At 61.6% G+C, this 23,796-nt stretch carries 20 protein-coding genes; 5 read left to right on the plus strand and 15 right to left on the minus strand.

Annotation, left to right across the window (positions count from 1 at the left end):
* Positions 1–31: 31 nt before the first annotated feature.
* The 3 genes from EL234_RS05025 (at position 32) to EL234_RS05035 (ending at position 4,091) form a co-directional block, all read left to right on the plus strand.
* Positions 32–709: an HD domain-containing protein gene (locus EL234_RS05025; RefSeq protein ID WP_164712372.1), complete on the plus strand. Its 678-nt coding sequence runs from the start codon at positions 32–34 to the stop codon at positions 707–709.
* A 171-nt stretch (positions 710–880) separates the two neighbouring features.
* Positions 881–3,004, plus strand: coding sequence for a beta-glucosidase family protein (locus EL234_RS05030; RefSeq protein ID WP_126417252.1), 2,124 nt, complete (start codon positions 881–883; stop codon positions 3,002–3,004).
* Positions 3,005–3,137: 133 nt separating this feature from the next.
* Positions 3,138–4,091, plus strand: coding sequence for an acetamidase/formamidase family protein (locus tag EL234_RS05035; protein WP_197718410.1), 954 nt, complete (start codon positions 3,138–3,140; stop codon positions 4,089–4,091).
* Between the two features lie 76 nt (positions 4,092–4,167).
* Here EL234_RS05035 and EL234_RS05040 read toward each other — a convergent pair whose 3' ends face one another.
* Both EL234_RS05040 and dnaB read right to left on the minus strand, forming a co-directional pair.
* A complete protein-coding gene (locus EL234_RS05040) occupies positions 4,168–5,415 on the minus strand; it encodes an alpha/beta fold hydrolase (protein ID WP_164712374.1) in 1,248 nt (415 codons plus the stop codon).
* A gap of 169 nt (positions 5,416–5,584) precedes the next feature.
* A complete protein-coding gene (dnaB, locus tag EL234_RS05045; RefSeq protein WP_126416437.1) occupies positions 5,585–6,928 on the minus strand; it encodes a replicative DNA helicase in 1,344 nt (447 codons plus the stop codon).
* Between the two features lie 650 nt (positions 6,929–7,578).
* Here dnaB and EL234_RS05050 point away from each other — a divergent pair.
* Together EL234_RS05050 and EL234_RS05055 are read left to right on the plus strand one after the other, a co-directional pair.
* Positions 7,579–8,517, plus strand: coding sequence for a hypothetical protein (locus EL234_RS05050; protein WP_126416438.1), 939 nt, complete (start codon positions 7,579–7,581; stop codon positions 8,515–8,517).
* A 46-nt stretch (positions 8,518–8,563) separates the two neighbouring features.
* Positions 8,564–9,892: an MATE family efflux transporter gene (locus EL234_RS05055; RefSeq protein WP_126416439.1), complete on the plus strand. Its 1,329-nt coding sequence runs from the start codon at positions 8,564–8,566 to the stop codon at positions 9,890–9,892.
* Here EL234_RS05055 and EL234_RS05060 read toward each other — a convergent pair.
* From EL234_RS05060 to rpsF, 13 genes are all read right to left on the minus strand, one after another.
* Positions 9,889–11,571 carry an ABC transporter ATP-binding protein gene (locus EL234_RS05060; protein WP_126416440.1) on the minus strand — a complete coding sequence of 561 codons (1,683 nt, stop codon included), beginning with the start codon at positions 11,569–11,571 and terminating at the stop codon, positions 9,889–9,891. The two genes, EL234_RS05055 and EL234_RS05060, sit on opposite strands and share 4 nt — an antisense overlap.
* On the minus strand, positions 11,568–13,349 hold the full coding sequence (locus tag EL234_RS05065; RefSeq protein ID WP_164712376.1) for an ABC transporter ATP-binding protein/permease: 1,782 nt from the start codon (positions 13,347–13,349) through the stop codon (positions 11,568–11,570). The genes EL234_RS05060 and EL234_RS05065 overlap by 4 nt, the downstream gene beginning before the upstream one ends.
* 14 nt (positions 13,350–13,363) lie before the next feature.
* Positions 13,364–14,422, minus strand: coding sequence for a hypothetical protein (locus tag EL234_RS05070; protein ID WP_126416442.1), 1,059 nt, complete (start codon positions 14,420–14,422; stop codon positions 13,364–13,366).
* Between the two features lie 80 nt (positions 14,423–14,502).
* On the minus strand, positions 14,503–16,014 hold the full coding sequence (locus EL234_RS05075; RefSeq protein WP_126416443.1) for a hypothetical protein: 1,512 nt from the start codon (positions 16,012–16,014) through the stop codon (positions 14,503–14,505).
* 39 nt (positions 16,015–16,053) lie between these two features.
* Positions 16,054–17,451, minus strand: coding sequence for a hypothetical protein (locus tag EL234_RS05080; protein ID WP_126416444.1), 1,398 nt, complete (start codon positions 17,449–17,451; stop codon positions 16,054–16,056).
* A complete protein-coding gene (locus EL234_RS05085; protein WP_126416445.1) occupies positions 17,448–18,776 on the minus strand; it encodes a hypothetical protein in 1,329 nt (442 codons plus the stop codon). Before EL234_RS05085 ends, EL234_RS05080 begins: the two co-directional genes overlap by 4 nt.
* A complete protein-coding gene (locus EL234_RS05090; RefSeq protein WP_126416446.1) occupies positions 18,773–19,627 on the minus strand; it encodes a heme ABC transporter ATP-binding protein in 855 nt (284 codons plus the stop codon). Before EL234_RS05090 ends, EL234_RS05085 begins: the two co-directional genes overlap by 4 nt.
* Positions 19,627–20,772: a FecCD family ABC transporter permease gene (locus EL234_RS05095; RefSeq protein WP_126416447.1), complete on the minus strand. Its 1,146-nt coding sequence runs from the start codon at positions 20,770–20,772 to the stop codon at positions 19,627–19,629. Before EL234_RS05095 ends, EL234_RS05090 begins: the two co-directional genes overlap by 1 nt.
* 6 nt (positions 20,773–20,778) lie before the next feature.
* Positions 20,779–21,948 (minus strand): heme/hemin ABC transporter substrate-binding protein, encoded by a 1,170-nt coding sequence (locus EL234_RS05100; RefSeq protein WP_197718411.1) that lies wholly within the window; start codon positions 21,946–21,948, stop codon positions 20,779–20,781.
* 168 nt (positions 21,949–22,116) lie between these two features.
* The gene (gene rplI, locus EL234_RS05105) at positions 22,117–22,566 is read right to left on the minus strand and encodes a 50S ribosomal protein L9 (protein WP_126416448.1); all 450 of its coding nucleotides are present in this window, start codon (positions 22,564–22,566) and stop codon (positions 22,117–22,119) included.
* 17 nt (positions 22,567–22,583) lie between these two features.
* The gene (gene rpsR, locus EL234_RS05110) at positions 22,584–22,823 is read right to left on the minus strand and encodes a 30S ribosomal protein S18 (protein WP_126416449.1); all 240 of its coding nucleotides are present in this window, start codon (positions 22,821–22,823) and stop codon (positions 22,584–22,586) included.
* A 33-nt stretch (positions 22,824–22,856) separates the two neighbouring features.
* The gene (locus tag EL234_RS05115; protein ID WP_126416450.1) at positions 22,857–23,390 is read right to left on the minus strand and encodes a single-stranded DNA-binding protein; all 534 of its coding nucleotides are present in this window, start codon (positions 23,388–23,390) and stop codon (positions 22,857–22,859) included.
* Positions 23,391–23,404: 14 nt separating this feature from the next.
* Positions 23,405–23,707: a 30S ribosomal protein S6 gene (gene rpsF / locus EL234_RS05120; RefSeq protein ID WP_126416451.1), complete on the minus strand. Its 303-nt coding sequence runs from the start codon at positions 23,705–23,707 to the stop codon at positions 23,405–23,407.
* Positions 23,708–23,796 lie beyond the last annotated feature (89 nt).

A 23,796-nucleotide genomic window follows, 5' to 3' on the forward strand; every position in this document is an offset into this window, starting at 1 on the left:
CACCACCGCCTGCGTCAACGAAAGGTCAGCCATGGCACCGACCGCCGCCTCACTCCTGCCCGCCACACAAGAACTTCTCCGCGCCCACCTCGAGGCCACCAGTGCACCCCGCCCTGCCGTGCGTTACCGCTTCGAGCACAGCCTGCGCGTGGCCCGGCTCGGCCGCGTCGTCGCCGAACGCTCACACCTTGACCCGGACATGCTTCAGCTTGGCTGCCTCCTCCACGACATCGGAAAGTACGACGCGCAAGTGCCGGTGGATCATGGCCGGGCGGGCGCCGTCGTCGTCAACTCCTGGTTCGACAGCCAAGGCTTCCACGGATCGGCCGCCGATGAAATCGTCCAAGGAATCGCCATGCACGTGGACGGCCAGTTCAACCCGCGTACCGACGGCGAGGGCACAGACCGCGCTGCCTCCGGAGAGCCCTACCTCACCTTCACCCGCAATCCCGGCCCGGTGGCCACGTCGATCGGCGACTGCGATAACCTCGATCGGTTTAGCGCCTACCGAATCGCCGACACCCTCCACTACGTGCGATTCATGGACAAATCCACCGCCGAGCAGCGCGAATTTATTAAGGACTACCTGTTCAACCTGAGCGGACTCTACGATTACGAATGCACCACCGAGGCCGCGCAACAGATGTGGATCGACCGGCTCGATTTCCAGCAGGAATACTTCACCCGCCTGCTGGCCGACGTCGGCTAACAGGGCGATCTAAGTCTTTGCTGTCACTATGGGCAGGTTTTCCCTAAATCGCACCCCAATGCCGTTTTCCCGCCTGTGTTTAGGAAACTGACGGAAACCCGGCCACATTTTCCAAGGTGCCTGTCAGAATTGAGACGTAAGACACCGACGTCTTCAGGAAAGGAACCGATGATGACTACCGAGAATCGTCCCTGGATGGACGAATCGCTCTCACCTCGGGAGCGCGCTGAAAAACTCGTCGAGGCCATGACCCTCGAGCAGAAGATCGCTCAAATGCACGGCGGCATGGAAACGATCAACATTTACGCAATGACGAACGACATTGAGTCGTCCGAGGACATGGAGCAGCTGGCCGCCCAGATTAACGTGGAGCGCCATGTCAAGGGAATTGAGGAGCTCGGGATCCCGCGCTTCCGTATCACGAACGGCCCGGTGGGCGTTGGTATGGGCGACGGCGCAGAGGCTCCCGAAGCGACCGCGTTGCCGATGACGATCGGCGTGGCCGCCTCTTTCGATAAGGAGCTCGCCTACGAATACGGCGACATCATCGGCGAGGAAACCGCCGACGCCGGTCAGCACGTGCTCGAAGGTCCGGCTGTCAACCTGCATCGCACCGTCACCGCAGGGCGCAACTTCGAATACTTCTCCGAAGATCCCTACCTATCCGGTGCGATGGGTGTGGAGGTCACGAAGGCGATCCAGTCGCACGACGTGATCGCGATGGGCAAGCACTACGCCGTCAACGATCAGGAACATGACCGCTTCCGCACCAATGTGGAGCTTGACGAGCGTACGCTGCGCGAAATGTACCTACTGCCATTCGAAATGCTCGTCAAGGACGGCGACATCGCGTCGATCATGTCCGCATACAACCGCGTGCGCGGCGATTATGCTACGGAGAATCGCTACCTGCTCAACGACGTGCTTCGCGGCGACTGGGGCTTCGAAGGCTACGTGCAGTCTGACTTCTGGTCGACCCGCTCGTGTGCGGCGTCGCTGAACGCCGGCCTCGACCACGAGATGCCAGACGCCAAGTGGTTTAACGAGGATCTGCTCAAGGCCGCACTCGAAGACACCTCGACGGAAATCGATCTTATTGACCGCGCGCTTATCCGCCGCTTCACCCAAATGTTCCGCTTCAACCAGTTCGGCAAGGAATACAACCCGGTGCCGATCAACGGTGAGAAGAACGGCAAGCTGGCACGCAAGCTCGGCGCCCAAATGGCGGTGTTGCTGAAGAACGACGACGACGTACTTCCGCTGTCGCCGGATCAGGGCAAGATGCTCATTGTTGGCCAGAAGAAGTTCGCTCAGGATGCCTGCCAGGGTGGCGGCGGCTCGTCGAAGGTGAGCCCGATCTACGTGGTCGATCCGGAGCCGGGCATGAAGAACGTTATCGAAGAGCTTGGCGGGAAGACGGAGGTCAGCTCGTTTATCGTTGCTGATGATCTGGCGAACCTTGATGAGGCCGTGGAGGCTGCGAAGGGCGCGGATATCGTCGTCGTCATGGCTGGTCTCATCGCCACGGAAGGCGCCGATTCGCCCACCATGCTCATGCCAAACAAGCAGAACGACATGGTTGCCAAGCTTCTTGAGGCGAACAAGAACACTGTTGTCGTGCTCAAGTCGTCGGCGCCCATGGTCATGCCGTGGGTCGACGACGCCGCCACCATCCTCGAAGTGTGGAACCAGGGTGTTGAAGACGGCCACGTGGTTGCCGACCTGCTGTTTGGCCGGGTCAACCCGTCCGGCAAGGTGCCGACCACCTACCCGAAGCGCGAAGAGGACTGGATCGGCCACGGCCACCCCGAACGCTACCCCGGCATCAACGAGGGCGAAGGCTACGACACGATCCACTACAGCGAAGGCTTGGAGATGGGTTACCGCTGGTTCCAGGCCAACGACGTCGAACCGCAGTTCGCGTTCGGTTTCGGACTGTCGTACACCACGTTCGAGTTGGCCGACGTGGAGGTGTCCGGTTCGGCCGACGGCGTGAAGGTGAGTGCCACCGTGAAGAACGTGGGCGACGTCGACGGCGCCGAGGTGGTCCAGGTGTACCTGGGCGTGCCGTCGGAGGGGCAGCCGCCGAAGCGCCTGGTCGCATTCGAGAAGGTGACCGTGCCAGCTGGCGGGTCCGAGAAGGTGGAGATCGACATTCCGGCCAGCGCAACCCACCACCCGCTTGGCGTGTGGGACGTGGTCGCTCACGACTTCGTAGTTCCAAAGGGCGAGTTCAAGGTATACGTGGGCACGTCGTCCGAGGATGACTCGAACGTGAGCACGTTTACCGTGTAAACAGGTGCATGCGCTGGCGCCGCGCGTTGCCGAAACTCTTCGGCGGCGCGCGGCGCTTCAGTGAAGCCAGGGGGTCCATGTCGCCGTCGTATTGGATACGGTGGGAGCGAATACTACAACGGGGAAGGAGCCCATGATGACTACACATTTCCTCAGTAAAGCAGACGGTACGGACGGCTTCCACGCCGATCGGGAACCGAAACTGCGCATCGCGCCGGGCACCGGTGAGAAGATCACGTTCGAAACCGACGACGAAGCCTACGCGCAAATGCACGAATTCAAGTCGATGGATAAGGTGACTGCCACACTTAACCCGCTCACCGGGCCGGTGTACGTGGAAGGTGCCGAACCTGGAGACGTGCTGGCCGTACACATTCACGATATTCAGTTCCCGTCCGAGGTTGGCTGGTCAGTGTTCCTACCGGGCGCCGGCGCTTTGGCCGCGCAGATGGGTGACGAGATGTACACCCGCAAGATTCCGGTCGTGGATGGCCAGGTGCATGTGACCGAGAATATGTCGGTGCCGGCAGCCCCGATGATCGGCTGTATCGGTGTAGCGGCTGCGGACGTCACGATGTCGACCGTCATGCCCTCCTATCCGACCGGCGGCAACATGGACCTGACCGACGCCGCACCGGGATCAACCGTGTATCTGCCGATTCAGGTGGAGGGCGCACTGCTCTACATTGGTGATCTGCACGCGGTGATGTCCCGCGGCGAATCCTCATTCGTGGCAATTGAGGCCGCCGGCGAAGCTACCGTGAGCGTAGACCTCATCAAGGCTCCAGGCGAGGACAATTCCCTTTCGCGCCTGCGCGCTCCCCGAGTGGAAACCGCCGACGAGATCGTGGCTGTTGGCCTCGGCGATCCGGTCCAGGATTCGATCGTCATGGCCTACGAATCACTGTTCGACGTTCTGACCACCGATAAGGGTCTGAGCAAGGAAGACGCTTACACGCTCATGTCCGCCGTTGCGCACACCGAGCTCGGTGGGCCCACGGGTTCGAAAGATCCGGATCCGCTACATCCGTTCCGCGCAATTGGCGCCGTGACGCTCGCGCGCATTGAGAAGAAGTACCTCGGATAGCTGCACGGATTACAGTGGGCCGCGGTTCCGTGTCGGAGCCGCGGCCCTTCGTTTTCCCGCAGTGGGAGCGTTGTGTCTACTTGGCGCCCTCGTCAGGATCGTCGGTCATAAAGTCATCCGGGATCGTGTCTGGAATATCTCCTATGAACCCGCTGCCGCGAAGGAAACTCGGCGGAATATTACCCGGCCCACCGAAGCCGGGCCCTCCGAACCCGGGGCCGCCAAAGCCCGGGCCTCCAAAACCTGGCCCGCCAAACCCGGGGCCGCCAAAGCCAGGCCCACCCATCGGGAAATCGGGCTCGCCAGGCCCGCCGAACGAACCGGGGAAGAAGTCGTCGAGATCAGAGGGTAACTCGTCCCCAAATTCTTCTTCCAGAATCGGCCCCACCGTGTGAAACATGATGAACATCAGGATGTCGTTAACAACGTTCTTCTTGATCTTCGGCTCATTCAACACTTCGTGGCGTATTCCTGGGATCACCTGGGTGTGCACGTCCGTCACTCCACCCTCGATGAGCTTGTTTGCAAGGTGATAAACACCTTCACCATAGTTACCTACCGGATCTTTGTCTCCAGCAAGGAGAAGCACGGACAGCTCAGCTGGCCAGGTGTCAGCAATGTTCGCCGAGGTGACGGCGTCGTACAAATCCAGAAAATCTTTGAGGAACCGGTAGCTCATTATTTCGTCCGAGCCGTTAAACGGATCGATTTCGTGGTCGTAAACAACGGCGTCGTCGGTACACAGCCACGCATTCGGATGGGCGAACTCGCCAAACCTGTCATTGACCCCGGCGAACAGTTGCTTCAAGTATCGTTGCGTAACCTTGTCGGCGCCCTTACCGGCGTCGATCTGTTTTTGCAGTGTCTTCCGGTTGACCTTCTTCGCACCGAGCATCTGCTCCACGGGACCGGTGAGAATCAGGCCGTCTAGCATGCCGCCATATTTTTGGGTGTACGCCCGCGCAATGAGCGACCCCCATGAGTGTCCGAGCATGTAGTAGGCGGCGTCGGGGAAGAATTCCATCGCCTGGCGGGCGAGCTCACGCTCATCTTCCACATAGGTTTGCCAGCCGGTTTCCCCGGTGTCCTTCCAGATTTCAGACCTCATGGCTGTTCGTCCGTGGCCGACGTGATCATTCGCGACGACGGCGATCCCGTTTTCCACCAGTTCCGTGACGAGGCGCTGATAACGGCCCGAATGCTCACCTAAGCCGTGCACGAGATGCACAATCGCGAGCGGCGCCTCACCTACCGGAGTATTAATCCAGGCGTACACCTCGTCGCGGTCATTGAATGATGGGTATGAAATATCGAGGAAAACCACGGTTACCTTCCCTGAGCACGCCACACGCGACCGATTCGCGTATAAACCATTGGACTCTACTCTACCCGTGTGCGCGCTCACACACGCGGTTATCCACACACTGCATGTCCGGCGTGCCTGAGCAGGTTTTGTGGATCGGCCGCAGTGGGTCTATGCAGACTTTAGGGCTTTAGGGTTGGTCTGCAGCGAAGTTGGCAAACCGCGTGTAGTTGCCCTGGAATGCGAGTTCGATCTTGCCCGTGGGGCCGGAACGGTTCTTACCCACGATCACTTCTGCCGGCGGATCGTCAGGAGCGCCGTCCACACTTTGTGGGCGGTGGATGAGTAGCACGACGTCGGCGTCCTGCTCGAGCGAACCAGACTCACGAAGATCAGCGACGGCGGGGCGCTTGTCTCCACGCTGTTCCGGGTTACGGTTGAGCTGCGAAATCGCAATAATCGGAATTTCGAGCTCTTTCGCAAGTAGCTTGATCGAACGTGAAAATTCGGAGACTTCTTGCTGGCGCGATTCGGGGGTGCGCCCACCAGACGTGAGCAGCTGAAGGTAGTCGATAACGATGAGCTCGATGTCGAACTGTTGCTTCAAGCGGCGGGCCTTCGAACGGATCTCCATCATCGTGAGGTTCGGGGAATCGTCTACGAGGAGCGGCGCAGAGGAGATCCGCTCAAGGGTTTTAGAAATGCGCGCCCACTGGCTCTGCCGAATATCGCCCTTCAAAAGATTCTTGAGGAAAACATCAGATTCTGCAGAAAGAATACGCAGGCCCAGCTCAACGCGGTTCATTTCCAGCGAGAAGAATGCGACTGGGCGTTCTTCCTTGATCGCAATATGGCGGCAAAAGTCCATCGCAATCGTCGTCTTGCCCATACCCGGGCGTGCCGCCACGATAATCATCTGGCCGCCACGCAGACCGTTCAGGATGTCGTCAAGCTCCTGGAAACCCGTGGATAGACCAACGATGGAATCTTCTCGGCTCGCGTTGGCATCAACTTCCCTCGCAAGCTCTTTGACGAGATCCTTCATTTCGATGTGGTCTTGTGTAGCTCGCGATTCGGTCATGTGATAGACCTCAGACTGCGCCATGTTGAGCAGCTCGTCCGCATCTCCGCCGTCGGTGGTATATCCCAGCTGAGTGATACGCGTACCGACTTCGATGAGCTTTCGCATCTTCGCCTGGTCTGCCACGATCTTCGCGTAGTAACTCGCGTTTGCCGCAGTCGGCACGCTATTGACGAGGTCAAAAATATAGGTGCGCCCGCCAACCCGGTCCAAATCCCCGTTCTTTGCCACGGCAGACGACACGGTGATCGCATCGGCTGGCTCACCGCGACCGAAGAGTTCAAGGATGACGTTGAATATCGTCTCGTGTGCCGGGCGGTAGAAATCTTCTCCGCGCAGCACTTCGAGCACGTCTGCAATCGCGTCCTTACTCAGCATCATTCCGCCGAGAACAGAGCGCTCCGCATCAATATCCTGCGGTGGCACGCGCTCAAATGATGACACTTCTGACACTGCGCCTCCTTTGGTCTCGCCATTAAATCTAGCGGGCTGCTCCGACACTTTTCACCTCACCGACCAGACCTCTTCAGCACAAGGTCAGCGCCTTTCACCGTGCGTTGCGATCGCGTGGCGGAGGTGAGTTAACCGTGTCGTTACCTTGTGGATAACGTATCGGGCTGTCGATGTCAAAAATTAGAACAATAGTTTTCCACAAGCGCGAAGATATCCTGTGAATTTTTTAAGTATTTCTGTGGAGGCACGCCGAGCACCTGTGGGAAAACTGCGAGCAATTCACCCTGGTTATCCACAGGGTTGTTCACATTTTCCTGAAACTGTGGAGACGGGATGGGAAATCGGCATCAATTCGTTCACAGGGTCATCCACAAGTGTGGAAAACACGTCTCGACCACAAAAACAGTTTCTCGCCGTGTGATCCTGCTAACTTTAAGTTTTAACTCCGCGTGCCCTCTTGGCAACGGCAAGGTTAACTGCTTGGCTCGCGTGTCACGCCGGGCGTCCCGACGTCGTACCCCACAGCGAATGCCCTACTCCAGTATGAGTATGCGTTTACCTTAGGTTTGCTAGTTCCACGTAAAATTAAGGTGATAGGCGGCTAAAGTTGATAGTGAGCAGCGATTCGGCGGAACGCAAGGGAGGAAACAGTGACTGGCTTTCAATCGGATAACACCACCGGTTCTGCATGGGTGTCTCCGCGGCCGGGTCTAAGCTTGCCGCAACGGCGTCGCCCGGTCGAGTCTGCATTCCTCGCCGGCGACTACGCCAAGGCTGATAAGCGCAGATCCCGCAAGATGAAGCGCGCACAGAAGCGTCACGAAAAGAATCAGCCGAAGTCGTGGACTCCCGCACCTGAAAGCGCCTCTTCTCGGCCAGCCCAAGATTCCGCTTCAGTCGCCCGGATTATCGAACCGGTCGCGCAGGCGATACAGCCCGCGATCCGGTTTGAACCATCAACTCAACGCCCTGGGCCCAACCAGCCGGTGCCACCCCGCCCGCCTGCGCAGGAAACGCCGCACAGGCCTGCATCTGCGCAGGCATTTCCAGATCCACAGACGCATTCGGCCCCGCAAGCGCAGTCGGCGCCACGGGCATACTCGGCCCCACGGGCTCACATGGCCCAGCCACCTCGCACAGCCACCCCAGCACCTCAGCGTATGAGCCCGCCCCCGGGGACCACCCAGGTGGGCAGGCTCGTCGGCGTCACGGTTCATAGCGATGATTCGACAGTCGGCAAAATGAAACGTAGCGCCAACAACTTCTTCAACGATCGTCTCCGTGTTGTGGAAGACGACGAAACGATCCCCAACTCATCCGGGTACACGCTCGACGGCGTCGAGCTCACCAAAGAGGAATACGATGCCTGGCAGGGCGGCGATCCGGAGATGAACAAACGCCTCGTGGTGATCGGCGCGCGCTCAGCCCCACCGGCCCACAACGCCGTGCCCGCATCGGCTCCGGCTGCGCCGCCGCGGCCCGCGCAGCCCAATGATGATGAGGACGAGGGCTCCTCGTTCGGGTCGAAGATTTTCATTGCGCTGATTTCCATTCCGATTTTGCTCACGGTGCTTGACCGCATCCTGTAGACGGGGCGGACTTGTCAAACCTGGTCGCGCGCTCGATACTTAGGCCGTGTCCACAGGTAAATCGAACCCGCGCGATATCGACCGTTCCATCCGGCAGCTCGCCCTACCCTCGCTAGCAACACTGCTCGCCGAGCCGCTGCTCATCGCAGTCGATACGACGATGGTCGGCCGCCTCGGCACGCATCCGCTCGCCGGGCTGTCGCTCGCGTCCACCGTGCTCACCACGCTGGTAGGGATATGCATTTTCCTGTCGTATGCGACGACGGCGGCCACCGCCCGCTACGTTGGTGCCAGCGAGCCAGCCAAGGGGTTGCGCCAAGGGATTGACGGCATGTGGCTGGGCGCCGGACTCGGAGTGATCCTCGGCGTCGTCCTCTTCGCGTTCGCACCCACCATTCTGGGCTGGTTCGGCCCGGAAGCGCCCGTTCTTGACCAAGCAGTCCGGTATGCCCGCACCTCCGCGCTCGGCCTGCCGGGCATGCTGCTCGTCCTCGCGGCGAACGGCACGTTGCGCGGATTCGCCGACACCCGCACGCCCCTCATCGCCGCCACCGCGGGAGCGCTGCTCAACATTCCGCTCAACGCCGTGCTCATCTACCCGGTCGGCCTCGGTGTGGCAGGCGCCGGACTCGGCACGGCGATCGCGCAGATCGCGATGGGCGCCTACCTCGGCGTCGTCGTTAAAAACCTGGCCCGCACACACGCCGTAGCCCTGCGCCCCAGCGGCGCCGGCGTGCTGCGCTCACTCAAAGACGCCGTGCCGCTCATCGTCCGCACGCTCTCCCTACGCGGCGCGATCCTCCTCCAAATCTCGGCGGCCACCTCGCTCGGCACGGTAGCGCTGGCCGCCAACCAGATCGTCATGACGATGTGGAACTTCGCCTCATTCGGCCTCGACGCGCTCGCCACAGCAGCACAAATCCTCGTCGGCCAAGGCCTCGGCTCGGGCAACCGCGAGCGCGTCCGCATCGTTTTGCGCCGCAATCTCCTCTACGGCCTGCGAGTCGGCGTGGTGCTCGGCATCGTGCTCGCGGCGCTCTCGTTCGTGGTTCCGCATCTGATGAGCGTCGACGACGCCGTCGCCTGGCTGTCCACCCAAACCATGTGGGTGACAAGCGCGGCAATGCCAATCGCGGCGGTCGCCTACATTTTGGACGGCGTGCTCATCGGCGCCGGCGACACGCGCAAGCTGGCCTGGTACATGATCGCCGCGCTGGCCGCGTTCACACCCGTAGCACTGTTTTTTAGCGGCCCGGGCGCGGGCTGGGGAACCGCCGGGATGCTGTTGCTGTGGGCGGGCTATGCCGTGGTGTTCATGGGCATGCGCGCCGGCACGATGCTGTGGCGCGTGCGCGGCGACGAGTGGATGGTTTAGGAAACCACCTGGTCGGCTGACACCTGCTCGGCGCGCCCAGAATCGAACCGGTAGATGACGTCGGCGTCGGCCGCCTCGCTCACCCGGTGCGTGACCTCGATGGTCGTCAGCCCCGGAAACTCACTCGCCAAATTTGCTCGGATTGTGCGTGCCAGTTCAACGTTGAGGTTGGACGTAAATTCGTCAAAAAGCAGCACGGCCGGCCGCATGAGCAGTGCACGCGCCAGGCTCAGGCGTTGGGCCTGCCCGCCGGACAGCTGCGAGCCGTCTTGGCCCACCTTCGTCTCCAGGCCGTCCGGCATGGCGCGCACTTCCGCGTCGAGTTCAGCCACGGTGAGTGCCCACCACAGATCGTCGTCCGACGCCGTCGGGGCACCAAGCCGCAGATTTTCGGCAATCGTTGTGTCCAGGAGCTGGTTGCGCTGCTGCACGAGCACCACGTTCGAGCGCAGTTCGCCGAGCTTGAGCTCGCGCACTGGCACGCCGCCGATGAGTACCTGCCCGGAGTCGGGATCGTCGAAACGCAAAAGGAGCTGCAACGCGGTGGTCTTGCCGCTGCCGCTCGTTCCCACGAACACCGTGTGCTTACCCGCAGGCGCCGTCACGGTCACGTTCTTCACGGCGGCGACGTGCGCCGTACGCGAGCTGGGATACGTGTAGGTGACATCGCGCCATTCCACGCCGCCGCCCAGCTCTGGGAAGTCCCGGCTGCCGCTGGTGACGGGTTCGGGCGCGTGGGTAAGGTGCCAGAGCCTGCGGGCCGATGCGATCGAGGCGTCGAGCGCGCCCACGGCGTCTTCCACGCCGCGCGGCCCTTCGAACAGGCGCAAGCTTCCCGCGGCTAGGCCAACCAGCAGCGGCAACGCGAGCTCCAGGTGCATCCCAACCCCGACGACGGCGGTGGTCGACACGAGCAGCAACAGCAGGTTGAGCCCGCGGCGCAGCCCCCGATAGTAGGCGGGCGTGCGCGAATGCCGGTTAACGACGTCGGATATCTCGTCCGTTTCTGCCAGGCGGGATTCTTGGCGGCCGTAACCAACCACCTCTTCGATGCCGAAGATCGAGTCGGTGACGTGCGCTGTTAATTCTCCGCGAGCGCGCAACGCGGCGTCGGTGGCGGCGAACGACCGCCGGATTCCCAACACCGGCACCACGGCAATCGACACGAGATAGCACAGGGCGGGGATCGCGACGAGCGGCCAGCTCACCGTGGCGCCAACCGTGATGAGTACCGCCGTCGGCACGACGACGGCCGACACGACCGGGGCGAACGTGTGCGCGTAAACCACTTCGATCCGCTGCACGTCGGCCGTCAGGGAGGCGAGCAAATCGCCAGAACGCGAGTGCAATAAAATGCCTGGCGCCTTCGGCCACAGCTTGGCAAACGAATGCCCGCGCAACAGTTCGAGCGCCTTGAAGGCCACATAGTGCCCGAGGAACTGTTCGAGGTAGAAGCTCAGCGCTTTCACGACGGCGATGACCACCAGCCACAGCAACAGGTGCGCGGAGCCCTCACCTTGGGCGATCTTCGCAACGCCCCACCCGGCCACGCCAAACAACAAGATTTCGAGCGTGAGGTAGGCGAAGCGGAACATGGTCGAGGCCAGCAGGGGTGCGTGCACGGGTCGCGTGATCGAGGTCAACCACCTCAAAATCTGCTTGACGGAAGGTTCACTCATCGCCCGCTCCTTTCTTCGTGCAGACGGTGGATCGTGCCGTCGGCCATCTCGTACACCGTGTCCGCGATCTCCAAAAGCGAATGCCGGTGGGTAACGATCAGCAGCGCGTATTCCGGGCCGAGCTCGCCGATCGCATCGATGATCGCGGCTTCGGAGGCGAGGTCGATCTGCGACGTCGGCTCATCCAGGAACAGAATCTTGCGGCCGGATATCAGGGCGCGGGCGAGCGACACGCGCTGGGCCTGCCCGCCGGATAGCTGCGCCCCGCGTTCACCCACCTCGGTGTCGAGACCGAGCGGCATGTTTCGCACGTCGTCGGCAACGTGTGCGGCCGCGAGCGCCTCCCACATTTCGGCCTCGGTGGCGTGTTCGTTGGCGATCCGAAGATTGTCTGCGATCGTGCCGCTGAACAACCACGTCGACTGGGAAACCGTAGCGCTAAGGGAGCGGATGTCGGGCGCGCTGAGAGCGCCTAGGTCCTGGCCGCCCACGTAAGCAGCCCCGCCCTGCAACGGTAGGGAGCCGCGCAGGATCGACAGCAGCGTGGATTTTCCTGCTCCCGATCGTCCGATGATCGCAGCCTTTTCGCCGTAGTCGAGGCTGAGGCTGACGCCGTGCAGTACTTCGCCGCGGCCGTAGTCATAGGTAATATCCCGCAGCTCGACAGCCCGCGTTGACCCACGCCCCGCCCCGGCGTCGCCAGCACTCTTGGGCCGTATCGCTGCTGCCTGTTTGGCCTGCTCCCGGCCCATGTAGGCGCCAATGATCTTTTCGGAGGCGATCCCGCCCATGCCAATGTAGAAGAAGCCGGCGAGTTGGGTGAGCGGTTCAAGCAGGAGTACGAGGAGCAGCATTGCGGTGACCGCCCCGGTGACGTCGATGGTTCCACGCTGTACGCCCTGGCTGATGAGGAACACGGACCAGCAGATCATGACGAGCGAGAGCGCGCCGTCGATGACGATAATCACCCGCTGGTTACCAGCGAGGAGCCGCATGATCGCGCCGCGGTTGCGCTCGCCCTGCTGAGCGAGCTTTTTCTCGAGCCGCGGCCCAGCACCAAAAAGCCGAATAACGGTGAGGTTACGCAGCGCGTCCATATACTGCGTGGTCAGCCGGGCGCGTTCTTGCCGCGACTGCTTAGACACTTTCCGCAACACCACGAGGAAGCCAATCACGAGCACCGGAATGATCGGCACGGCGACCGCCATTCCGAGTCCGAGCCGCCAGTCGATAGCCGCCGCAATATAGGCGACGACGAGCACGGGCACTAGCAGCGCCGCCTTGGTCGATCCCCAGTATTGCTGGCGGTATTCCGTCATCTTTTCGGCGTTCTGCGTGGCCATCGTGATGAGCGCACCCGAATCGGAATCTTCCTCGGCATTCTTGGGTAACGTGGTCGCTTCAAACGCGGTGTGTAAGATTTGGCGGCGCAGCTGCTTTTCTTCCCGGCGAGCACCGGTGGTGCCAATGATGAGTTCGGCGCCCGCGAGCGCTCCGGCCACAAGCCCGGCACACACGGCACCGGCAAGCCATGAGGTCACATTCGCCCCGGCGTTGGCAGCGTACGTTCCGATCGCTTGCCCGAGCATGACGACTGCGACCGCCGTCGCTATCGCACTTCCAATCCGCACGAGCATGACCGTGCGCGTGGTTGCTCGGCCTCCTGCCGTGCCCACCTGAACGTGTGCCTGACTACCCCGGTTACCCGCTGTAGACGTGCGAGCCACCCCACGAGCGCGCGAGTGTTCGTTCCGTTGCCGTGCCTGCGTCGTCGTCATGTGTCTCCTCACCGTCATTCGCGGATTGTTTGCGCGTCGTCGTCAGCGTTCAAGAGCCGTTCTTTGTGTGCTGCCAACTCTGCTTCCTTCGCCTTATTCGAGCGGTGAACGCGCACGCCCACCACCACTCCCGCCGCAATCAGCACGATCGCGCCGAGCGATCCCCACGGGATTACCCACACCGTGGCCGAAGCTGACACGCTTTCGCCTATTTCTCCCGTCAACGCCTCCGGCGTGATCTCCACACTAGCCTTGTGGAAGAACGCCGGCCACACAGAAATTTCCTGTTCGAACACGCCCGTCCCGCCCGGCATGAGCTCGACGCTGTTCGCAGCTTCCGGATCCCCGGTGCCGCCAGCCGCGACGTCGCGAACTGAGCCCAACGTGATCGAATTATTGGTATTCACCCGGGTGAGCACGTTACCCGTGTTCGTCACCGTGTACCGCAAGGTGCCTTTGACGGGTGTGAAAGGAATCCACGCGCCGTCAACATCAACCACTTCTACGCTGTCAATCTGAGTTCCCACCGCGGCATCCCCGGCCACGCTCACCACAATCCGGGAGGCGAGCCGCGATTCAATATTCACCTGGTTCGCACCGGGAGCCGTTCGCGATGTCACCAGGCCGCCCACGTAGTCGCCGGGAGCGACGTCGGCCGGCACGTTCACCTGGAAGGTCACGGTCTCTTCTCCACCGGCCGGAATCGACACCTCAGCCTTATCGGCGGTTACCCACGCGCCAATCTGCGTACTTGGAGTGCCCGACGGCGGCAAGCCGAGCGTGCCCGAATCGGTCACGATACCGTCGAGCGGAAACACCTGCAGGTCAAGAGTGATCGCACTGTAGTTACGCACCACGATCGCATCCGTGAACGACGCCCCGGGATCCACGGAATACCGGAACGAACTGCGCCCCGCACCGAAATCACCATCAGCGGGGGCCACCGACCATTCCACTTCCTGGGCGGCGCCCCGCGCGTGCGGCAGCGGCACTGAAACAACCAGTGCGGCCATGAGCATGGCGATGATCGCCAACCAAACAGACCGGTAACGGGAAGGAGTGCGTGATGTCATGGAATGTCCTATGCTAGCGCGGCGTGTAGCAGGTGCGTGGCCCGCCGGAGCGAGCCACGCACCTAGGGTCGTCGCTTATTCTATTGGGCGATCGTAGTCAGGGTCAGTGTCGAGCGGTAGTTACCCGGCTTCGGCACGTTGTCCTTGAGCACGTTGAGGTTGAGCGCAGCCTTCAACTGCACGCCGGCCTCACCAGTTGCTCCCAGCGAGCTGCCCAGCTGTGCCGTGTTGGCCAGACCCGGATTGTTCGGCTCAACTACGCCAGCTGCGATGCCTTCAGCGTTCGCCTGTGGCGCCCAGCCAAGTGCGGCCGCACCGAAGCTTTCCGTACCGGAAGCAGCAGTGAAGTCGCTTGCCACGCCGGAGACGGACCAGCCGCCCGAGTTCGAGCGCGTATCAATCACGGTGACCGTTGGCAGTTCGCCCGTCGCCGTTACGTTACCGCCCTCGTTGTAGGCCGACCCACCGAGCACAACCCCGTTGTTCTCTGCAACCTTCCAGCGGAACTCGCCGGTCGGTGCCGGTGGCACAACTGGATCGTCCGGATCTTCACCCGGCTCTTCGCCTGGCTGTACCGGGATTTCGGTGTCGACGCAGATGTTCGCATCACCATCGGCACCAACCGAGCCGTCAACAGAGCACTCGGGGAGCGGCTCTGCAGGGATCTGGGCCGTGTAGTTGATCGTGATCGGTTCGGCCTTCTTGCGCGGATCAGCCGCGCCACCCGAGGAGTACCAGTAAGAGCTCTGACCGGTGCCGATATTGAATTCCACCCAATCTTGCGGGAACGAGCCCCAGCCTTCCTTGGAGCGGTCCTGCGGGGTCGCATCAGGATAGGCGGACGAGTCAAACTCCACGCCCTCGTAGTCGATGGTCGACTCGATACCGTTTTCGGTGACGACGACGTTGCTCAGCGTTGCGATCGTCGCGTTGTTCGCGTCGTCCAGCTTTGTCCACTTGGTCAGGTCCTGCATCGACGCACCGTAACCGGACAGGCGGGCGGTCACAACGCCCTTGCCGTCCTGGACCGTGAGCTTCGGATCGTTGACTGACCAGTAGGTCATGCCGCCGTAGAACACGAGCGAGAACGAGCCGGTCCACTGAATTTCAGCGGTACCTGCTGCCGGATCAACCCAGCCCGTGCCGTTGGCGATGTTCACCTGATTCCAGGACGCGAGGTACGGCCGGAGAGCGAAAGACGCATCCGTAGGGGATTGCGAATTGCGGAATTCCCACGTGGCAGGAACCTGCTCGTCGAAGTTGTGAGTCTTCGTCTCTGGATCGAAGGTGGGGCGCGTGATCGTCACGTTGCCCTCTGCGGCCTTGTAGTACTTCGCGCCGTCCTCGTCGCTCCATACGGTAGCTCCGCGGCCAACGACTCCGTGTACGTCTGGGAGCTCGCCGGCGACGAGCCAGTTCGAACCCCCGAAATATGCTCCACTGCCAGCTTCGCGATTGACCTGCCAGTGGAATGTCGCATCATCAACCGTCACGGGTGCGGCCTGTGCCGGGACGGCGAGGCCGAGAAAGGCACCCGCCGCCAAGGCTAGGCCAGCCGCGCCGGAGATGAAGCGCTTGACTGTGTTCTTCATGTCATCCTCCATGATGTTGTGTGTTGATTGAGTCCGGCCCTATGCCCACGGCACAGTGAGCCATCCCCTTCGGTAGGCGTAGATAGTGATTCCGCCCAGCACTAGTAAGCCCGCAAGGGCCCACCAGAAAGTCTTTTGGTGATCGCGTACGAAATCGGCAACCGCGGGCGGTATGAGTCCGCCGCCCAGCCATTCGATGTCTTGCGCTTCGGGGGTGTGCCCCGCGTACCACACGTCCTCACCCTCGGCCTCGCCCCGTATCGCTGCGATCAGCGCACTAAGGTCAACGGGCTCGTACGTGTTCGGCAGCACCGTGGTCACGCCCGCACCGGCAACTCCCAAATTCTGGGGCGCTACCCGCTGCCCGGGTTGATCAGGCGGTTGCGGTTGCGTGGGCAAGCCCGGTTGTTGCTGCGTGCCTGACGACGGCGGAGGTCCGGCCACGTCGGGGCGCTCGGCATCAAGCGGGTTACTCGCGTCAAACGACACGATGATGTCATGCGGCGGCTTGGCACGATCGCGAATGCCTCCGCTCGTGTACCAGTATCCGGCCTGCCCGGTCAGCACCTGGAAGTCGATGAATTCTTGTGGGAAGGCTCCCCAGCCTGGCTCGGTACGGTTTTGCGGTTGGGACGGCCCGGACGCCGCCGCGTTCACCTTCACGCCTTCATAGTCGGGGCGATGCTGGAAACCGGTCAGCCTCCCATTGTGATCACGTACGAGCTTCACTCCGCTAAGCTGGGCAAGCGGCACGTTCTTGTGCACTGGGAGGACTTCCCAGCGCGAGGAATCGTGCATGTCTGCGCCGTACCCGCCAAGATCAGCGGTCAGCGTGCCCACGCCGTTGCGGATCTCAAGGACGGGGTTGCGTGCCCACCAGTAGGTCATACCGCCGTAGAAAACCACCGTGAACGAACCCTGCCATTCAATACGCAAGGTGTCCGTATCGGCGTCGTACTTACCTGTTCCGCCTGTGATGACCACTTCAGCTTTCGTGCCTTGTCCAGATTCGTGGGTCTCCAATGTGGTGACGTTGCGCGGCTGCGAACCAGATAAGTCCTGGCACTTGTTCTCCCACGTGGGCTCAACCATGTTGCCGTTGGCGTCCGGCTTTTCGATACGCACGTTCCCATCTCGGCTCTTCCAGAAACGGGCATCCGTCCACACTTCCGACCTGCCCCAGTTTCCAGCCTCACCAGCTTGCACCCAGTTACAGCCACCGAAGAACGCGCCCGAATTGGTTTCCACGTTGATACCCCAGCGCAGCTCCGCGTTGGAAATAACGAGGCTGTGATCGGAGGGCTTGGCTGGCGGCTCGGGAATCTCAACTTCGACGTCGATGGTCTCATCCGCGCTAGCCGGCGCCGCAAGCCCAGGAGCGATCAAGCCCGGAAAGATCAGCGCGAGCAGCAGGACGAGTATGCGTAGCTTTCTCACTGGGTCTCACCGTCCTTCATGCTCACTCGGCGCATCCGCCGAGTCTGCGTGGCTGGCTCCTCGCTATCCCGCGGCGTTGATTGCGAGAGTCCAGCGCCCTCGAGTGCTGCAATCTGTTTCTTCTGCCTCCGCTGGCGAACACCAGACATGATGAGGGAAGCAACAATGAACGCGACGATCAGCGCGGCGATAAGGATCACTACGCGTAGACCCCACGACCAGCCATCCTCGGCGTCTTCGCCATCTGCGGCTGCGATCGGGGCGTACACCCGGAACTGCTCTTCAACCGTCTGCCCGGTTGACGCGCTCGTTACCCGCAACACTTGGGTTCCCGGCCGGGCATCGGCCGGAATCGGGATCGCGCCAGCCACTTCGCCGCGCGTTCCCGCAATAAGCGGGCCTGCGCCCGTCGACCCATCACCGAGGGTAACCACCACCTGTTCACCCGGTTGGAAACCCTGGCCGGTAAAACCAAGAACGGCACCGGCTTGGATAGCTTTTTGTTGCAAGGCGAGTGTGAGGAAGCCCGATCCGGGTAAGGCCGTCACCTCGCCGTCGTTCTCGCCCGGCTGCTGGTTGCCTTGTGCCTGGCGGGCGGCCTCGTCAATCGCGGCCTGCTGCGGATTGGCAACCCGCTGCCCGCCAACCGTGCGATCACCGGCAGCCTGCCGGTTCGCCTGCGCAGCCGAATTATCCACGTTCACGTTGACCGCGTCCCCGGCCTGGCCTTGGAACGTGACGGGCGTGAACGTTTCGTTTGATGAGTTAGCGACGCCGTGTGCCCCGATCGTAATGATCCCGCACTGTACTTGGGTGCAGTCAATCGTCCGCTCACTGCCATCCCGGTTGCGGGTGACGAACCGTGCGCCGGGCGTGCGCATGGTCAGGCTCCAACTGCCGTCAGCCGCGATTTCCCCGCCATTGGCTGCGGACGCCGTCGACGATCCCGGGAACGTCACGAAACGCATGTAGCCAAGATTGTCCTTTTCCTCGGTATCGGGAACGTAGGCGTAGTTGACGCCGGTCTGCCCGCCGCGGGAAGGCTTCCAGCTTCCGCCCTGCGGATCGTCCACCCAGCCGAAAAGCACGTAGATTCCGCCGAAACCTCCCTGGAGCGATTGGAATCCGCGCCCGGACACCCGGATGTCGGTGACCCCCGACGCCGAGACCACCGGCTGCCCGCCAATACCGGACACGACTACTTGACCAGCGGCATGTGCCGGGCTTGCCGCGCCGACAACTATGACACCCGCGAGCGCCAGCAGGAGGCTGACAATCGCGCTGAGAATGCGCGCCGAATGCTTTGCCTGAATAGACGAGATCATAGGGAAACCTCCAACTCGACAGGTTGAGTGTGTTGGTGAGTACGTTGAGGAACGACGACGAGCTCGCCAGAGCGCGGATGGTCGAACACGTCAATGGGATAGCCGTACACGTCTGACAGAATCTCGGAGGTGAGAACCTCCCGAGGTGAGCCCACCGTGGCCAGCCTGCCATCGCGCAAGATCATCACCCGGTCCGCATAGGCTGCTGCCACTGACAGGTCGTGGACGACGATGACGACTGCGGCGCCGTCGTCGGCTCGCTGACGTACCAGCTGCAGGACGGCCTCTTGGTGGCGGATATCCATCGCGGCGGTCGGCTCGTCAAGAAGCATGATCGGCGTTTCTTGGGCGAGCGTGCGAGCAAACGTCACCCGGGCTTTTTCTCCGCCAGACAGGGTGGGATAGGTGCGTTGCGCTAGGTGCGTGGTTTCCGTGTCCGCCATGACGGAGTAGATAACGACGTCGTCGCGCACCTCCTCTTCCGTGCGCGCCCAGGCTGCGCGGCCCATCCGCACAACCTCGCTCGCCGTGAACGCAAACGACAACTGGTTTTCTTGCACTTGCACGGCGCGAATCTTTGCCAACTCCTGGACCGACAGCCCGGACTGGACCTCACCGCGGATGTGCACCTCGCCGTCGCTGAGCGCGTAGTCGCCGGTCAGGGCGCTGAGCAGAGTGGATTTGCCGGCGCCGTTCGGGCCGACGAGCGCGAGGATCTGGCCCGAGTAGGCCTCTAGATCAATACCTTCGATGATTGTTTTGCCGCCGAGCTCGACCTTGAGGTTGCGGCCGCTCATCGCGGGGCCACCCAACGCGGGGCCACCCAGCGAAGGCGTGGGACGCGAATCCATTAGCTCCACCCCCCTGCGCCGCGGCGGGTGCGCCTGATGAGGTAGAAGAAGAACGGGCCACCCACGAGTGCGGTGAGGATCCCGATCGGCATGTCTGCGTAAGGGATGAGCGTGCGCGCCGCCGTGTCCGCACACAACAGCAGCACAGCGCCGCCAAGGATCGACGCCGGCAACACCACTTTGTGCCCCGGGCCGACGATCATCCGCACAATATGCGGCACGACGAGGCCCACGAAGGCGATGATCCCCGAAAAGGCCACCGCGGCCGAGGTGATGACGGCAACCAGCACGATGACTTCGCGGCGCAACCGTTCGACGTCGACACCCAAATGCCGGGCCTGCCGTTCGCCGAGCGCAAGAAGATCAAGTTTGCGCATGTAAAACAGCGACGCGGCGATGCCCACGATCATGACCGGGGCGGCCACGTAGACCTCTGGCCAGCGCGTGCCGTTGAGTGAACCCATCTGCCAGAACACGATTTCTTCGCGGGCGTTCGTGTCACCAAGGAAGGTCATGAGTGCGGTGACGGCGCCGGCTACGGCGTTGACGGCGACGCCCGTCAAAATAAGGGTGACCACTTCGGTGCGCCCGTTCTTGCGTGCCGTGAGATAGACGGTGAGCGTGGCGATGAGGCCGCCGATGAACGCGCCGACCACGAGCGTCCACGAACCAAACACGTCAAGACCGAGTGCGATGACCATCGCAGCCATCGCCGCCGCACCGGACGACACGCCTACGATTCCCGGTTCAGCCAGCGGGTTTCCGAACACGCCCTGCATGAGCACGCCGCCGGTGGCCAGCCCTGCACCTACGAGCACGGCGAGCGCGATGCGCGGGAAGCGCACATCCCACAACGCCGCCTCATAGTACTGGTGCTCTGCGGTAACACCTGTTTCTATGCCGATTTTCCGGAGGATCGAGGCGACCACTTCGGCCGGGGTGATCGACATCTGCCCCACCCCCGCGGCAACAAGGATCATGACGACCAGCGCAATTGCGAGCACGATAAACAGCCAACGGCTGCGGCCTGTCGACTGCCGTTTGAGTACGGCCTGCGCGGCGTTGTTGGTGAGTAACTGCGCGTTCGCCTCTTTGCCGGACGTGCGCTCCGGCGCGAAAACAAGCGGCTTGGCAGCGATACTCATAGGCGACTATTCACCCCCGCAGTCGATTCGCACGCCGCATAGTGGCGACGGCGGCACCTTCGTCTCAGGTGCATAGACGGCGATCGCGAGCGCTTCCAGCACGCCCGGGGTGTTTGGCCCGAAGCTCATCACTTCGTAGTCGGACATGTCGACGATGCGTTTCTTCTGGCCGGCCGGCGTGTGTTTGAGAGCGGGCACGGCTTCAAGTAGGCCGTCAACGCCTCCTACCGAGTCCAAGCCGAGTGTCATCATGAGCACCAGATCAGGTTGAGCTTCGACGATTGCCTCGTCCGTCATCGGTTGCATGCCCTCCCAGCCAATATCGCTGGCCACATCGATGCCTCCGATCCCTTCAATGAGGGAGTCCGTGCCCGATCCAGGGCCGAAAATGTAGTACACCCCGGCCTGTCCGCGCACGTACAAAAACATCATGCGCAGCCGCTCCGAATCGTCTTTCGGCACGTACTGGTCGATTTCTTCGAGAACCTCGGTGGTTTCAGACTGGATGCGTTCGACTAGCTTGCGGCCTTCGTCTGGCACGCCGAGCGCCTCGGCCACCTGCATGGTGAATTCTTCTGTGGAGTCAATATCGCGCTTGGAATCGACGGCGATCACTGGGATTCCGGCGTCGCGCATTTGGAGCATGACGTCCCACGGGCCGAGCGAGGTGTCGGTAATGATCACGGTGGGCGCTAGTTCGAGGATGGCTTCAGCGTTGAGGTTGTGGCCGTTTTGCGTGACCACCGGCTTGTCTTCAATACCCGGGAATCCCGACGACGTATCCCGGCCCACCACGTTGTCGCCCAAGCCTAGTTCGTAGACCGTGCGGGAGGCCGTGCCGTACAAATCAATGGCAAGGATGCGCGACACGTCCGTGACCGTGGTGACCGTGCCCTGAGCGTCGGTGACCGTGACAGGGAGTTGCGGCTTCGGGTTATCCGCCACGGGGCGAACCACGTTGTTTGTCATCACCGCGGTCGATGGGCCGACGTACTCTTTCGGATTTTCAGCGAACGTGGCATCGGAAAGCTTGACCGGGTCTGTATCCCCCTGCTGCTGGGTGCCCGTTCCACTGCCGCACGCGGCCAGGACAACCATCAAAGCAAGAACGAGGCCGATGAGCCTAGCCTTTCGTGGCGTGGCTTTTCTTGTAGTGGTCATCTGCTTTGACGTCACTGCCTACGTGCTCCTTTACCAGCCTGGTTCTCCAGAACGGTTCAAGTTTTAGGTTACCCTAACCTAATTTAGCAAGGCCGCCGTCGCGTATTTAATCTTTGTGAACGGGATCACATAATAAGAGTGGGGCCCTACCGAATGGTAGGGCCCCACAAACAGCTGCTTAAGTTACTCGGCAGCAACAACCTCGATCTTGATCGCGGCGTTGATCTCGTCAGCAAGCTTGATCGAACCAACATATTCGCCCACGGACTTGAGCGAACCGGTCAGGTTCACCTGACGGCGGTCGATCTTCTTACCGGTGATCTCCGATGCGGCTTCGGCAACATCGGCCGTGGTCACCGCACCGAACAGACGGCCGTTCGAGCCGGCAGTCTTCGCAATCGTGATCGGGCCGGCTTCGAGAGCCTCGCGCGATTCGCGTGCCGATTCGATATCTTCGGTGACGCGACGGCGTCGTGCCTCGTTCATCTGGTCGATCTGACGCTGAGCGCCCTTCGTCCACTTCGTGGCATATCCGCGCGGGATCAGGTAGTTACGGCCGTAGCCGTCCTTAACCTCGACCACATCGCCGGGCTTGCCGAGCTTTTCAACTTCGTGAGTAAGGATGATCTTCATAAAACTTATCCCCTTCCTCAGCGGTTCGAGCTGGAGAACGGCAGGAGAGCCATTTCGCGGGCGTTCTTCACTGCGCGCGCGATCTGACGCTGTTCCTGCGTGCTGACTCCGGTCACGCGGCGAGCACGAATCTTGCCGCGGTCGGAGATGAACTTACGCAAAGTTGCGGTGTCCTTGTAGTCGATCTTGCCGACCTTGGCGGTCTTGAGCGGGTTCGACTTCTTCTTGGGCTTACGCAAAACTGGCTTTGCAACCATGATTGAATCCTCTTTTTCTGTGAACAAAAACTTTTAGAACGGCGGATCGTCGTCAAACGCCGAACCACCTGCGCCCTGCTGGGCCCACGGATCATTCGCCGATCCGCCCTGGGGCGCGTTATATGAAGCTTGACCTCGCTGCCCATAGCCTTGCTGGCCGTAGCCCTGCTGGTCACGGTTGAATCCGCCGCCTGCGCCGCGGCCGGAGGTCTTGGTGACCTGTGCCGTTGCGTAACGCAGTGAGGGGCCAACCTCGTCTACCTGCATTTCCACAGACGTGCCCTGCGAGCCGTCCTGGCGCTGGTAGTTACGGACCTGGAGCCTGCCCTGAACAACCACGCGCATCCCCTTGGTCAGGGATTCGGTGACGTTCTCAGCGTAATCACGCCACACGGAACAGCGGATGAACATGGCTTCGCCATCTTCCCATTCGCCCGTGTTGCGGTTATAGGTACGCGGGGTCGACGCGACCGTGAAGGATGCGACTGGCGTACCCGAGCCAACGTACTTGAGTTCGGGATCTGCAGTGAGATTTCCGACGACGGTAATAATTGGTTCGCCTGCCATGTCAGCTCTCCTTCTTATTCGGCTGCAGGTTCGGGCTCGTAACGCAGTAGCTTGGTGCGCATAACGTTTTCGTTAAGGCCGAGCTGGCGGTCGAGTTCCTGTGCGGTGGCTGGCGTGGCCGTCATGAAGACGACGACGTAAATGCCTTCGGTCTTCTTCTTGATTTCGTAGGCAAGGCGACGCTTGCCCATGATGTCCACGTTGTCGAGGGTTCCGCCTTCGGCTGGCACGACTTTCAGCATGTCGTCCAGTTTGGGCTGGAGGTTGCGCTCGTCAACTTCCGGATCGAGGATGATCATCATCTCGTATTGACGCATGTATGTACCCGCCTCCTTTGGTCTTCGCGGTCACGGGATTTCCGTGACAGGAGGGTCATGCTCTACCACCCCCGCAATCTCGTGTGGAG

This window comes from Trueperella bialowiezensis, assembly GCF_900637955.1.
GTDB classification, from domain to species: domain Bacteria; phylum Actinomycetota; class Actinomycetes; order Actinomycetales; family Actinomycetaceae; genus Trueperella; species Trueperella bialowiezensis.